16 protein-coding genes are annotated in these 13,605 nt (G+C 65.9%); 7 read left to right on the forward strand and 9 right to left on the reverse strand.

The window, feature by feature from the left end; all coding sequences use genetic code 11:
- Positions 1-203: 203 nt before the first annotated feature.
- The gene (gene pmbA, locus G3N96_RS13750) at positions 204-1,574 is read right to left on the reverse strand and encodes a metalloprotease PmbA (protein ID WP_011351368.1); all 1,371 of its coding nucleotides are present in this window, start codon (positions 1,572-1,574) and stop codon (positions 204-206) included.
- Between the two features lie 127 nt (positions 1,575-1,701).
- Between pmbA and yjgA the strand changes: the two genes are divergently transcribed.
- Both yjgA and mog read left to right on the forward strand, forming a co-directional pair.
- On the forward strand, positions 1,702-2,307 hold the full coding sequence (gene yjgA, locus G3N96_RS13755; protein ID WP_272482667.1) for a ribosome biogenesis factor YjgA: 606 nt from the start codon (positions 1,702-1,704) through the stop codon (positions 2,305-2,307).
- Complete coding sequence (mog, locus tag G3N96_RS13760) at positions 2,288-2,908, forward strand: molybdopterin adenylyltransferase (protein ID WP_011351366.1); 621 nt, start codon at positions 2,288-2,290, stop codon at positions 2,906-2,908. The genes yjgA and mog overlap by 20 nt, the downstream gene beginning before the upstream one ends.
- 16 nt (positions 2,909-2,924) lie before the next feature.
- On the opposite strand, the gene orn is transcribed toward mog, so the two are convergent.
- A complete protein-coding gene (gene orn / locus G3N96_RS13765; RefSeq protein ID WP_046545212.1) occupies positions 2,925-3,545 on the reverse strand; it encodes an oligoribonuclease in 621 nt (206 codons plus the stop codon).
- A 117-nt stretch (positions 3,546-3,662) separates the two neighbouring features.
- Here orn and G3N96_RS13770 point away from each other — a divergent pair, with 117 nt between their 5' ends.
- The 3 genes from G3N96_RS13770 to G3N96_RS13780 all read left to right on the forward strand — a co-directional run bounded on the left by G3N96_RS13770 (position 3,663) and on the right by G3N96_RS13780 (position 6,246).
- Positions 3,663-4,922: a M48 family metallopeptidase gene (locus tag G3N96_RS13770; protein ID WP_206137557.1), complete on the forward strand. Its 1,260-nt coding sequence runs from the start codon at positions 3,663-3,665 to the stop codon at positions 4,920-4,922.
- A complete protein-coding gene (rsgA, locus tag G3N96_RS13775) occupies positions 4,919-5,860 on the forward strand; it encodes a ribosome small subunit-dependent GTPase A (RefSeq protein ID WP_089430775.1) in 942 nt (313 codons plus the stop codon). The genes G3N96_RS13770 and rsgA overlap by 4 nt, the downstream gene beginning before the upstream one ends.
- A gap of 65 nt (positions 5,861-5,925) precedes the next feature.
- A complete protein-coding gene (locus G3N96_RS13780) occupies positions 5,926-6,246 on the forward strand; it encodes a DUF2007 domain-containing protein (protein WP_124575992.1) in 321 nt (106 codons plus the stop codon).
- A 64-nt stretch (positions 6,247-6,310) separates the two neighbouring features.
- Here G3N96_RS13780 and G3N96_RS13785 read toward each other — a convergent pair whose 3' ends face one another.
- From G3N96_RS13785 to rpsP, 6 genes are all read right to left on the reverse strand, one after another.
- The gene (locus tag G3N96_RS13785; protein WP_011351361.1) at positions 6,311-7,249 is read right to left on the reverse strand and encodes a CobD/CbiB family protein; all 939 of its coding nucleotides are present in this window, start codon (positions 7,247-7,249) and stop codon (positions 6,311-6,313) included.
- Positions 7,250-7,369: 120 nt separating this feature from the next.
- Entirely contained in the window at positions 7,370-8,056 is a 687-nt protein-coding gene (locus G3N96_RS13790; RefSeq protein ID WP_206137558.1) for a CoA pyrophosphatase, read from the reverse strand.
- Between the two features lie 87 nt (positions 8,057-8,143).
- On the reverse strand, positions 8,144-8,536 hold the full coding sequence (rplS, locus tag G3N96_RS13795) for a 50S ribosomal protein L19 (protein ID WP_006753174.1): 393 nt from the start codon (positions 8,534-8,536) through the stop codon (positions 8,144-8,146).
- Between the two features lie 133 nt (positions 8,537-8,669).
- Positions 8,670-9,464 (reverse strand): tRNA (guanosine(37)-N1)-methyltransferase TrmD, encoded by a 795-nt coding sequence (gene trmD, locus G3N96_RS13800; protein WP_006476548.1) that lies wholly within the window; start codon positions 9,462-9,464, stop codon positions 8,670-8,672.
- Between the two features lies 1 nt (position 9,465).
- A complete protein-coding gene (gene rimM, locus G3N96_RS13805) occupies positions 9,466-10,146 on the reverse strand; it encodes a ribosome maturation factor RimM (RefSeq protein ID WP_124575994.1) in 681 nt (226 codons plus the stop codon).
- A 42-nt stretch (positions 10,147-10,188) separates the two neighbouring features.
- Positions 10,189-10,443 (reverse strand): 30S ribosomal protein S16, encoded by a 255-nt coding sequence (gene rpsP, locus G3N96_RS13810; RefSeq protein ID WP_006476550.1) that lies wholly within the window; start codon positions 10,441-10,443, stop codon positions 10,189-10,191.
- A 153-nt stretch (positions 10,444-10,596) separates the two neighbouring features.
- Here rpsP and G3N96_RS13815 point away from each other — a divergent pair, with 153 nt between their 5' ends.
- Positions 10,597-11,736, forward strand: a complete 1,140-nt coding sequence (locus tag G3N96_RS13815) for a PQQ-dependent sugar dehydrogenase (RefSeq protein WP_124575995.1) — start codon at positions 10,597-10,599, stop codon at positions 11,734-11,736.
- A gap of 109 nt (positions 11,737-11,845) precedes the next feature.
- The gene (locus tag G3N96_RS13820) at positions 11,846-12,313 is read left to right on the forward strand and encodes a TM2 domain-containing protein (protein ID WP_206137559.1); all 468 of its coding nucleotides are present in this window, start codon (positions 11,846-11,848) and stop codon (positions 12,311-12,313) included.
- Between the two features lie 49 nt (positions 12,314-12,362).
- Here G3N96_RS13820 and G3N96_RS13825 read toward each other — a convergent pair whose 3' ends face one another.
- On the reverse strand, positions 12,363-13,544 hold the full coding sequence (locus tag G3N96_RS13825) for a PA0069 family radical SAM protein (RefSeq protein ID WP_124575997.1): 1,182 nt from the start codon (positions 13,542-13,544) through the stop codon (positions 12,363-12,365).
- Positions 13,545-13,605: the final 61 nt, after the last annotated feature.

Here is a 13,605-nt window from a genome sequence, read left to right on the forward strand (position 1 = left end):
TCGACCTGCTCGACCACCGATAGCTTAAAAGCCAGGCTGTAGTCCCGCTGCGTCCGCTTGATCTCTTGCTCCACTTGGCACCTCTTCGTTTCAGCGAAAAAGTGTCAACCTATTTCAGGACGGGTCAGTCAGCACCATGAAAAAAGCCCGACCGGTTCACGGTCGGGCTTTTTCGTTTGATGGCGGCCGCTGCCGCGCGCCGCTTACTGCCCGGCGATCGTCATCTGCTCGATCAGCACCGAGCCCGTTTCCTTCGTGCCGCGCACGATCGAATCGGCACCGATCGCAACGATATGCCGGAACATTTCCTGCAGCGTGCTCGCGACGGTGATTTCCTCGACCGGATACTGGATCACGCCGTTCTCGACCCAGAAGCCCGCCGCACCGCGCGAATAGTCACCCGTCACGTAGTTCACCCCCTGCCCCATCAGCTCGGTCAGCAACAGGCCCGTGCCGAGCTTCTTCAGCATCGCATCGAAATCGTCGCCCGCCTGCGTGTTCGAGCTGCGCAGCGCGAGATTGTGCGAACCGCCCGCGTTGCCGGTGGTCTGCGTGCCGAGCTTGCGCGCCGAATAGGTCGACAGGAAGTACCCTTCGACGACGCCGTCCTTCACGACGCTGCGCGCACGCGTGCGCACGCCTTCCTCGTCGAACGGCGCGCTGCCCATCGCGCGCGGCACGTGCGGATCCTCGACGACCTGGATGTGCGGCGCGAACACCGGCTTGCCGAGGCTGTCGACGAGGAACGACGTCTTGCGGTACAGCGCACCGCCGCTCACCGCCTGCACGAATGCGCCGAGCAGGCCGGCCGCGAGCGGCGCCTCGAACAGCACGGGCACCTTGCGGGTATCGAGGCGGCGCGCGCCCATCCGCGCAAGCGCACGCTCGGCCGCGTAACGGCCCACCGCTTCGGGCGCCGCGAGATCGATCGCACTGCGCTTCGACGAATACCAGTCGTCGCGCTGCATGTGACGGCCGCTGCCCGCGATCGGCGCGCATGCGATGTAATGACGCGAGTACGGGTAGCCGGACAGGAAGCCGCGCGACGTGGCCAGCACGAACTGCGAATGCTGGGCCGACACGCTCGCGCCTTCCGAGTTGCGGATCTGCGGGCTGACCGCGAATGCGGCGTCTTCTGCGCGGCGGGCGAGCTCGACGGCCTCGTCGGCCGTCAGCGCCCACGGGTGGTAGAGGTCGAGGTCACGCGGGTCGGTTTCGAGCAGCTCGGCCTCGGCCAGGCCGGCCGCCTCGTCCTCGGCCGTGAAGCGCGCGATGTTGTACGCGGCGGCGACGGTATCCTTGATCGCGCCCGGCGAGAAATCCGACGTGCTCGCGTTGCCGCGCTTCTTGCCGATGAACACGGTCACGCCGACCATCTTGTCGCGGTTGTGCTCGATCGTTTCGACTTCGCCGCGGCGCACCGACACCGACAGGCCGTCGCCCTCGGAGATTTCGGTCGCGGCGTCCGTCGCGCCGAGCGCCTTCGCATGGCGAAGGATGTCCGAGGCGATTTCCTTGAGCTGGTCCTGCGTGTGCGGGAAATAGCGCGCTTGTACGTCGAGATTGGCTGCCATCGTCTTGGTATCCGGTGGCGGGCGGGCGCCCGCATGTTCAAAATGTTGCGTATCCCGCGATCATAGCAAGGTCCGGGGCCGGACACCGACAAGCTTGGGGTGTCCGCGGCGCGATACAATGCCGTCCATGACACGCAAAACCCGAATCCAGCCGATCGAGCATGCCGCCGAAGACGACGACAATGGCTACGATCGCCCCAGCAAATCCCAGTTGAAGCGCGAGATGCACGAGCTGCAGGTGCTCGGCCAGGCACTCGTCGATCTGCCGAAAGACGCGCTGAAACGCATGCCGATGCCCGAAAGCCTCGGCGACGCCGTGCGCGAGGCGCGCCGGATCACCGATCACGAAGGCAAACGCCGCCAGCTCCAGTACGTCGGCCGCGTGATGCGCTCGCTGACCGACGACGAGACGGCCGCGCTGCGCACCGCGCTCGACGCGCAACGCGGCGTGAACAAGGCTGCGACGGCCCGCCTGCACTGGATCGAACGCACCCGCGAACAATTGCTCGCGAGCGACGACGCACTGACCGAATTCCTGCGCCAGCACCCGGAAGCCGATATCCAGGAAGGCCGCACGCTGATCCGCAACGCACGCAAGGAAGCGCAGCAAGGCAAGCCGCCGCGCTATTTCCGCGAGCTGTTCCAGTGGATCAAGACCGCCGGCGGCACGTCCCACGCGGACGACGAAGCGGCGGACGACGCCGGAGACGACCATGACGACGACGAAGCGTAACCACCCGGACGAACTCGTTGTCGGCCTCGTGTCGATCAGCGACCGCGCGAGCACGGGTGTCTACGAAGACAAGGGCATTCCGGCGCTGCAGGAGTGGCTCGCCGGCGCGCTGGTGTCGCCGTGGCGCGCCGAAACGCGCCTGATCCAGGACGACGCGCCGACGATCTCCGCCACGCTCGCCGAACTCGTCGACGTCGCGGGGTGCGACCTCGTGCTGACGACGGGCGGCACGGGCCCGGCGCGCCGCGACGTGACGCCCGAGGCCACGCTGGCCGTGGCGACGAAGGAAATGCCGGGATTCGGCGAACAGATGCGGCAGATCAGCCTGAATTTCGTGCCGACCGCGATCCTGTCGCGGCAGGTCGCGGTGATCCGCGAGACAGCCGACCATGCGGCGCTGATCGTCAACCTGCCCGGCCAGCCGAAGTCGATCCGGGAAACGCTCGAAGGGCTCCGCGACGCCGACGGCAAGTCGACCGTGCCGGGCATCTTCGCCGCGGTGCCCTACTGCATCGACCTGATCGGCGGCCCGTACATCGAGACCGACGCCGCGGTGGTCGCGGCGTTCCGGCCGAAAAGCGCTCAGCGCGCACCGCGCTAGGCGCGTGCCGGCCCGCTCAGGCGGCCGGCGCGGACTCGCCTGCCGAAGCCGACGCAGCCGGAATCAGGAAATGCTCGCGGTAGTACTTCAGCTCGTCGATCGACTCGTGGATGTCCGCGAGCGCCGTGTGCATCGCCCGCTTCTGGAAGCCCTTGTAGATCGCGGGCTGCCAGCGGCGGCACAACTCCTTGAGCGTGCTGACGTCGAGGTTGCGGTAGTGGAAGAACCGCTCGAATTCGGGCATCCAGCGCGCCATGAAGCGGCGGTCCTGGCAGATCGAGTTGCCGCACATCGGCGACTTGCCGGGCGACACGTACTGCGCGAGGAAGGCCTGCAATTGCTCGGCGGCTTCGGCCTCGGTCACGGTCGACGCGCGCACGCGGTCGATCAGGCCCGAGCGGCCGTGCGTCGACTTGTTCCAGTCGTCCATCTTCGCGAGCGTTTCGTCGCTCTGGTGGATCGCGAACACGGGGCCTTCGACGGCGATGTCGAGCGTGGAATTGGTCACGACGACCGCGATCTCGATGATGCGGTCGTTATCCGGGTCGAGGCCCGTCATCTCCATGTCGAGCCAGACGAGGTTCAACTCGTTGCGCACGAGCGCGGGCTGGCTGGCGGAAGCGGCGGTATCGGTCATGAGTCATCCTGGAAAATGGCGGACGGCGCGCGGCGCCGCCCGGGCGGCCGGCATCGCATCAGCGGGGCCGGTCCGCTAGAACATATAATTCTCGCATAGAACCCTTTGGCGCCTTCGATGTCACCCTTTTCGTTCACCCTGCTGTTCGCGCTCGCCGTGCTCGCGATGGTCGTCACCAAGCTGTGGCTCGCGTCGCGGCAGATCCGCTTCGTTGCGGCGCACCGCAACGGCGTCCCCGCGCAGTTCAGCGCAACCATCCCGCTGACCGCCCACCAGCGTGCGGCCGACTATACGGTCGAGCGCACCCGGTTGACGATGCTCGAAATCGTCGTCAGCGCGGCCGTGCTGGTCGGCCTCACGCTGCTCGGCGGCGTCGGCGCACTCGACACGCTGCTCACCGGCTGGATCGGCCGCGGCTACGGGCAGCAGGTCGCGCTCGTCGCCGCCGTGCTCGTGATCACGAGCGTCATCGACGTCCCGTTCGAGTATTACCGCCAGTTCGGGATCGAACAGCGTTTCGGCTTCAACCGGATGACCAAGCGGCTGTTCTTCACCGACATGCTGAAAAACTTGCTGCTCGGCGCCGCGCTCGGCCTGCCGCTGCTGTTCGTCGTGCTGTGGCTGATGAACCAGGCCGGCAGCCTGTGGTGGCTGTGGACCTGGATCGTCTGGGTCGCGTTCCAGATGCTCGTGCTGCTGATCTACCCGACCTTCATCGCACCGATCTTCAACAAGTTCGAACCGCTGAAGGACGACGCGCTGCGCGCGCGCATCGAGTCGCTGATGAAGCGCTGCGGCTTTGCAGCGAAGGGGCTGTTCGTGATGGACGGCAGCCGCCGCTCCGCGCACGGCAACGCATACTTCACGGGCTTCGGCGCGTCGAAGCGGATCGTGTTCTTCGACACGCTGCTCGCGCGCCTGTCCGGCCAGGAAATCGAAGCCGTGCTCGCGCACGAACTCGGCCACTTCAAGCGCCGCCACGTGATGAAGCGGATGCTCGTGTCGTTCGTGCTGAGCCTCGTGCTGCTTGCGCTGCTCGGCTGGCTGGCGCAACGCACGTGGTTCTACACGGGGCTCGGCGTCACGCCGTCGCTCGACACGAGCAACGCGGGTGCCGCGCTCGTGCTGTTTTTCCTCGCGATTCCCGTGTTCCTGTTCTTCGCAACGCCGTTCGGCAGCCTCACGTCGCGCAAGCACGAATTCGAGGCCGACGCATTCGCGGCCAGCCAGACCGACGCGCAGGATCTCATCAGCGCGCTCGTGAAGCTCTATGAGGACAACGCGTCGACGCTGACGCCCGACCCCGTCTACACGGCCTTCTACTACTCGCATCCGCCTGCATCGCAGCGGATCGACCGCCTGATGCAGCACGCATGAGCCGGCCGACCTCCCGCAAGCCGGCCCCGCGCGCGTCGAATGCGCAACGGGTCGAAGGCCGCGTGATCGCGGCGCACGGGCGCCACTACATCGTCGCGCCCGACGACGGCGGCCCGATGCTGCAGTGCTTCCCGCGCGGCAAGAAGAGCGACATCGCAGTCGGCGACCGTGTCGTGTACGAACTCGCATCGGCCGACCAGGGTGTCATCGTCGAGATCGGCGAGCGGCGCAACCTGCTGTACCGCTCCGACCAGTTCAAGTCGAAACTGTTCGCGGCCAACCTCGATCAATTGCTGATCGTGCTCGCGACCGAGCCCTACTTCAGCGAGGACCTGCTCGGCCGCGCGCTGATCGCCGCCGAGGCGAACGAGCTGAAGCCGCTCGTCGTGCTGAACAAGATCGACGTCGAAGCCGCGCTGCCGGTCGCGCGCGAGCGTCTCGCGCCCTACCGCGCCCTTGGCTACGACGTGCTCGAGCTGTCGGTGAAGGGCTCGCCCGACGACGCGCGCGCGCAGTTGATGCCGCACCTCGCCGGGCATTCGACGATCCTGCTCGGCCAGTCCGGGATGGGCAAGTCGACGCTCGTGAACCTGCTCGTTCCCGATGCCGAAGCCGCCACGCGCGAGATTTCGGCCGCGCTCAACAGCGGCCGTCACACGACGACGTTCACGCGCCTCTACCCATTGGCGGGCGGCGGTGCGCTGATCGATTCGCCGGGCTTTCAGGAATTCGGCCTCTACCACCTGACGGAAGGCCGTCTCGAGCGCGCCTTTCCGGAGTTTCGGCCGCTGCTGGCCGACTGCCGTTTCTATAATTGCCATCATCTGCACGAACCCGGCTGCGCGATTCTCGACGCTGTCGCCGACGGCCGCATCGCCCCGTCGCGGCATGCGCTGTATGCGCAGCTCGTGCACGAGGCGAGCCAGATCGTCCGCTGACCGCGCGGCACGCGCGCGGCGGCAGCCGGTACCATGCGGGCCGGCGTTCACCGACAGGAGCCGCGATGCGTTTCAAGGCACCCGATCTCGCGACGGCGCAGCATTGGGCCAACGTGCTTCAGGTGGCCGGCATCGGTTGCGAGCTGCATAACTGCTACGCGACCGGCGCGCTCGGCGGCCTGCCCGCCGACGCGTGCACGCCCGAACTGTGGCTCGACGACGAACGCGACGACGCACTCGCGCGCCGGCTCCTCGATGCAGCGTCGCAGGGCCCGTCGGCCGGCGCCGCGCCGTGGCGCTGCCGGCAGTGCGGTGAGGCACTCGAAGCCCAGTTCACCGCGTGCTGGCAATGCGGCGCCGTGCGCGATCCGGTAGAAAACGGCTGACCCACAGCAAAAAGACCGGCTTCAAGCCGGCCTTCTGCCTTTCATCGGGTACCGCACTGCCCCGTCACGACACCCAGACGGCGAGCGTCAGCATCAGCAGCAGAATCATCCACAGGATCACCGCACGCCAGACGAGGCCCACCGCCGATTGCAGCGTACGCGGCGTGCAATCGTCACCGACCGTCAACGGACCGCTGTCGCCGACTGCCAGCGCATCGAGGCTCGACGGTTCCGCGAGCGGCCCCGCGAGGCGGGCGCCGAGCGCGCCGCTGCCGGCTGCCAGCAGGACGCCATCGTTCGGATCGGGCCACTGGCGCGTGTGGTTGCGCCACGCATAGATCGCATCCTCGAAATTGCCGACGATCGCGAAGCCGAGCGCGGTCAATCGCGCGGGAATCCAGTCGATCACGAAGAACGCACGCTGCGCGAACGTCGAGAACGCCGCCGTGCGGTCATCGCCCGGCGTCGACCAGCTGCGCGCGAGGTATTCGGAAATCCGGTACAGCACGGCACCGGCCGGGCCGATCGGCAGCACGTACCAGAAGAACACGCCGAACACGTGGCGATGCGATGCGACCACGGCGTGAATCAGCGTATGGCGGACAATTTCGCCGACCGGCATGTCGACCGTGTCGATGCCTGTCCACTCGTGCAGGATTTCGCGCGCACGCGGCACGTCGTCGTTATTGAGCGCGAGGTGGATGTCGGTGAAGTAATGGCTGAACTGACGGAAGCCGAGCGTGAAATACACGACGACGACGTTCCAGATGAATGCGAGCACGAAGCTCACCTTGAACAGCAGGAAATAGATCAGCGCGACGATCAGCACCCACGGCAGCACGACCGCGAGCCAGGCAAGGATGCCGTGCTTCTGCTTGCCCGCGTCGAGACCATGCGCGACGGTTTCCGCATGAAACTGGAACAGCGCGAACACCGGATTGTTCGGCGACAACGCGCGGACCTGTTCGATGATGAGAGCGAGGAGAACCGAAAAGAAAGTCATGCGTGGCGCCGTCTTCGGAGTTATGTCATTTTTTGCATAACGATAGCACAGCGTAAGCACCGGATGGCTGCCGGTGCAGTCGCCCGGCAGCCGGCCGCGCGCCCCAGACGCCGTGTGCGCCTAGCCGGCGACCAAGAAGCGGTACAGATTGCGCAACATGCCGGCAGTTGCGCCCCAGATGAAGTAATGCCCGCCGGGTTCGCCATTCGGATAGGGCATCGCAAAAAAACGACGCTCGCCGCCTTCCCAGCGGAACACACGGACCTGATGGTTCGCGGGATTCATCAGGAACGCGAGCGGGACCTCGAAAATCTCGGCCACTTCGAACGTGTCGGCCTGCACGGTGAACGGCGGATGCACGAGGCCGACCACCGGTGTCACGCAAAAGCCCGTACCGGTCAGGTAGTCGGGCAGCGCGCCGAGGATCTCGACACGTTCGTCTGCCAGACCGATCTCTTCCTTCGCCTCGCGCAATGCGGTGGCGGTTGCATCGCGATCGAACGGCTCGCGACGACCGCCGGGGAAGCTGATTTGTCCGGCATGGTCGTTCAGGTGGTCGGCGCGCTGGGTCAGCAGCATGGTGAGACCGGACTCGCGAACGACGAGCGGCACGAGGACGGCCGCGCTGCGTGGATCGACGCCCTCCTGCAGCCTCGCCTCACTGGGCTCGACGCTCCACTCGAGCGTGCGCGCGAAACGGTCGCGCAGGCCGGACGGCGTCATCAGGCGGGAATCGATGGCCGGCAGGCCGGCGCCGGTACCTTCGACCGGCAGGACTTCGGGATCGATGATGGGGCGGCGATTCAATCGGGCTCTCGGGTTCGTGTCGTATCGAGCATATTCTCGCGCCAGAATGAAAAAAGCACCCGGTTGGGTGCTTTTTCCTTACAGCTCTTACTCTTGGGAAGCTGCTGCGGCGCGATCCTTCGACACCAGCTTTTCCTTGATACGAGCCGACTTGCCCGAACGCTCGCGCAGGTAGTACAGCTTCGCACGACGCACATCACCGCGACGCTTCACGACGATGCTTGCCAGCAGCGGCGAGTACGTCTGGAACGTACGCTCGACGCCTTCGCCCGACGAGATCTTGCGGACGATGAAGTTCGAGTTCAGGCCACGGTTGCGAATCGCGATCACGACGCCTTCGTAAGCCTGAACGCGCTTGCGGTTACCTTCAACCACGTTCACGTTCACGATCACCGTGTCGCCCGGGGCGAATTCGGGGATCGTCTTGCCGGCGAGCGCGCGCTCGATTTCTTCCTGCTCAAGTTTTGCGATCAGATTCATTACTGACTCCTTATGCCATCGTGTCGGCGTTCACACCCGCCTGCTTCCAGGCCTGGCCCCGATAGAGGATGGATTCACATCAGGCGCCGCACACGCATGTACGGCACCGCCAATTCCCGCTCGCGCAGCCGCCTCAGGAGGCGTCCTTCGCTTCGCGTGCGAGGTTCGCAAGCCACGCCTCATCGGCGCGACTCAACAACTTCTCGCGGCGCGCCCGGACGATCAGATCCGGCCGCTTCCGCAACGTATTCCTCAATGCCTCCTGACGCCGCCACTTCTCGATCTCGGCATGATGCCCGCCGAGCAGCACGTCCGGCACGCGCACGCCGTCGTATTCCTCGGGGCGCGTGTAGTGCGGACAATCGAGCAGGCCATCAGCGAAGCTGTCCTGCACGGCCGACAACGAATCGTTCAGCACGCCGGGCAGCAACCGCACGACTGCATCCATCATCGCCATCGCCGGCAATTCTCCGCCGGACAGGACGAAATCGCCGAGGCTGATTTCCTCGTCGACGCAACGATCGAGCAGGCGCTGGTCGATCGCTTCATAGCGGCCGCACAGCACGACGACACCAGGTTCCTGCGCCATCCGCACCGCACGATCGTGCGTGAGCGGCGCGCCCTGCGGCGACATCATCACGACACGCGTACTCGCGATGCCCTGCTCCGCCTGTGCCGCTTTCGCGGCATCGATGGCAGCTTCGAGCGGCCTGGCCAGCATCACCATGCCCGGACCGCCGCCGTACGGACGATCGTCGACCGTGCGGTAGTTGTCCGTCGTGAAATCACGCGGGTTCCAGGTGCGCAGCCCGAAGCGCCCTTGCTTGACGGCCCGGCTGGTGATTCCCCAGTCGGTCAGTGCACGGAACATCTCGGGAAAGAGCGTGACGACGTCGAACTGCACCGCGCTCTCGGTAACCTGGTTCATTTCAGTAATCGGCTTCCCAGTCGACGACGATGCGACGCGCCGCCTGATCCACCGTTTTGACGTATACGCCGACGAACGGAATCAACCGCTCGTCGGTGGTCGGCTGACCGTCTTTGCCGGTCGCCGGATACTCGACACGCATGATCGAATGCACGCCATTGTCGATCATCCCGCTCACCTTCCCGAGTGCCACCGATTGCTCGTTGACGACGTCGAGACCGATCAGGTCGACCCAATAGAATTCGTCCGCGGCCAATGCCGGGAAATCTTCCCGGCGCACGAACACGCGAAAGCCGCGCATCGCGTACGCGGCATCGCGGTCGCTGACGCCCGCGGGTTGCGCAACGACGGTGTCGCTGTGCGCCTTCGACTGCACGATGCGGACGGAAAGCCGCTCCGCTCCTCGTTCCAGCCACCAGTGACGCGCCTTGAGCAGCGCATCGCCACCGCGGCCGGCGTCGGCATGCGTCGCCACCTTGACCCAACCCTTCAGGCCATAGGCGTCGACCACCGCTCCGACCTCGACGGCATCGTCGGGCCAGGCTTGCGCCATTTCGAGACTGCCCTGCTGCTCGGCAGCCTGACCGGCGTTCGCGACAGCGTCGCGCTCGACCGGCTTGCGGACGAATGCGCCAAACGACGCACGCCCGCGCCTTGCATTACCGGAATCGTGACCCGCCATCAATGCACCTCACAGCCGGCACGACCGGCACACCGTGCCATGTTAGGCAGCCGGTTGCGCCTTTTGCGCTTCCTTCACGAGACGCTGGACGGTCGGCGACAGTTGCGCGCCAACACCTTGCCAGTACGTCAGGCGATCCTGAGCGATACGCAGCGATTCGCCCTTCGTAGCGACCGGGTTGTAGAAGCCGACGCGCTCGATGAAGCGGCCGTCACGACGGTTGCGCGAATCGGTAGCAACGATGTTGTAGAACGGGCGCTTCTTCGAGCCGCCACGAGCCAGACGGATGATAACCATATGATGTCCTTCGGGAAAACCGGGTTCGAAACTACTGAAACACGCGATTATAGCCGGAAACCAGAGGTACAACAAACACTTACGCGTAAAAAATCCGGAGGCGGCCCGTCCGCCGGGCATACAATCGTCGCGTCCGGGACGTTCCACACCGTCATGCCGCCCCTTCGCGCCGCCTCGATGCGCCGCGCGCAGCACCGTTTCGCGGCGCTGCTTGCCGGCCTTGCCTGCCTCGCGTCCGCACTGGCGTTTGCCGCGCCGTTGCCGGTGGGCGAACTCGTCGTGCCGCCCGGCTTCCACATCGAAGTGCTGGCCGACGCGGTACCGACCGCGCGCGAAATGGCGTGGTCGCCGCGCGGCATCCTGTATGTCGGCACCCGGGAAGGCCGCGTTCACGCGTTCGTCATGCACGAGGGCCGGATCAGCGCGCGCTATGTTGTCGCGTCCGGGCTCGACATGCCGGTCGGCGTCGCCTACCGTGGCGGCGCACTCTATATATCCGCCGTCTCACGCATCCTGCGTCTCGATCACATCGACGACCGGCTGGCCACGCCGCCCGCACCTGCCGTCGTCACCGACGCGCTGCCGACCGAACACCATCACGGCTGGAAATTCATCGCGTTCGGCCCCGACGGCAAGCTGTATGTACCGACCGGCGCACCGTGCAACGTCTGTCTCGCCGATCGCAGCCGCTACGCGATCATCGCACGCATGAACGCGGACGGCAGCGGGAATGAGGTCGTCGCCCGCGGCGTACGCAATACGGTCGGCTTCGCGTGGCACCCGGATTCGGGCGAGCTTTGGTTTACAGACAACGGGCGCGACATGATGGGCGACGACGTGCCCGACGACAAGCTGAACCGCGCACCGCGCGCCGGCCTCGACTTCGGCTTCCCGTACTGCCATGGCGGCGACACGCCCGACCCCGAATTCGGCGGCGCCGACGTATGCCGCCGCTATGTACCGCCCGTATTGAAACTCGGTGCGCACGTCGCAGCACTCGGCATGCGGTTCTATACAGGGCCGATGTTTCCGGCGTCGTATCGCAATAACGTCTTCATCGCCGAACACGGCTCGTGGAATCGCAGTACGAAGGTCGGCTACCGCGTGATGCGCGTCGTCGTCTCCGCGGATGGCAGCCAGGCGCGCCAGACCCCGTTCGTCACGGGCTGGCTGCGACCCGACGGCACGGTATGGGGACGCCCCGCCGACGTACTACCGCTGCCGGACGGCTCGCTGCTCGTCAGCGACGACCATGCGGGCGCGATCTACCGCGTGACCTATGCGGCACCTTGACGCAGGACAGGGGTGACCGGGCCCGACCGGGCATCGTAGAATGCGTGCCGGGCCGCGCGCCCGCGCCGGCCCGCCGGCCGCCCATGCCAACGACAATACGCCGCCATCCATGTCCAGCAGCACCGCACCGTCCCGCCACTTTCGCTCCAAGACGCTCACCGCCGCCCTCGCGTTCCTGTTCGGATCGCTCGGCGCGCACCGCTTCTATCTGTATGGCTTTCGCGACGTGTTCGGCTGGGCGCACCTGCTCGCGACGATCGTCGGCATTCCGGGCTTCCTCCTGCTCGCCGCAACCCAGCGCAGCGCGGGCCTCGGTTGGTGGCTTGCCGTTCCCGGCGCGATCTCGCTGCTGGCGGCGTTCCTTGCCGCGCTCGTCTACGGGCTGCGCCCCGATGAAAAATGGGACGCGCAATTCAACGCGGAGACAGGCAAGCACAGCAAGTCGGGCTGGACCGTGATCTTCGTGGTGATCTTCTCGCTGCTGATCGGTGCCTTCCTGCTGATGACCGCACTCGCGCTGTCGTTCCAGACGTACTTCGAGTCACAGGTCGAAGCGGCGAAGCAGATTTCGCAGTAAGCGTAGCGGCCGCTACACACCGGCGCCCTGCTTCGGTTTGGCACGCCGGTCAGAACAGGTTCAATTGCGAGTCGTCACGCGACTGCGTCGACCGCGTTGCGGCTGAACGAACAGCAACGCGCGGCGCCGCGGTGGCCGGCGCACTGCGAAACTGTGACAGATCGAGAATCCCGTTCGTGCGTTCGTTCAACCCGAGCCGCTTGACGGCCTGGCGGAAACGCTGCCGCAGCAGGTCGGCCCAGATCCCCTCGCCCTTCATCCGTTTCGAGAAATCGGAGTCGTAGTCCTTCCCGCCGCGCATGTCGCGCACGCGGTTCATCACGCGCTCCGCACGATCCGGAAAATGCGCGGTAAGCCAGTTCTTGAACAGCGGCGCGACTTCCCACGGCAGCCTCAGGATGATGTAGCTCGCATGCGTCGCGCCGGCTTCCGCGCACGCCTCGAGCACGCGCTCCATGTCGGGCTCGGTGACGAACGGAATCATCGGGGCAATGCTCACGCCGACCGGCACGCCCGCCTCGCTCAGCGCACGAATCGTACGCAACCTGCGCGCCGGTGTTGCCGCGCGCGGCTCGAGCGTGCGCGCGAGATCGGCATCGAGTGTCGTGATCGTGACCGCCGCCATCACCTGCCCGCGTTCGGCCATCGGCGCGAGCAGGTCGAGATCGCGCTCGATCAGCGACGACTTCGTGATCGCGGCGAACGGCAACCCGCGATCATGCATCACCTGGATCACGCTGCGCGTGATGCGCAGGTCGCGCTCGACCGGCTGGTAGGCGTCGGTGTTGACGCCGAGCGCGATCGGCTCCGGCACGTAGCGCTTGCGTGAAATCTCGCGCTCGAGCAGTTCGGCCGCATTGACCTTCGCATAGATGCGGCTTTCGAAATCGAGCCCCGGCGACAGGCCGAGATAACTGTGCGTCGGCCGTGCAAAGCAATAGATGCATCCGTGCTCGCAGCCGCGATACGGATTGAGCGATACGCTGAATGGAATGTCGGGCGACTGGTTGCGCGTCAGGATGCTCTTCGCACGCTCCTCGAAGACCTGCGTGCGCAGCGGCGCGGGGAAATCGGTATCGTCCGACTCGTGTGTCCAGCCGTCGTCGACCGCTTCGCGCTGCGCGATCTCGTACCGCCCCTGCAGGTTGTCGACCGCGCCGCGCCCCTTGCGGGGCACGGGCGGCGCTATCGGAAATTCGTTGTCGGATCGATCGTCCATGTGCCCACCCATTCGCCTGCACCCAATACTGTATATTTATACAGTATTGGGTGCAGGCTGCCAAGGGCGGGAT

Origin of the sequence: Burkholderia sp. Se-20373, from assembly GCF_017104705.1 — a bacterium.
Classification (GTDB): Bacteria; Pseudomonadota; Gammaproteobacteria; order Burkholderiales; family Burkholderiaceae; genus Burkholderia.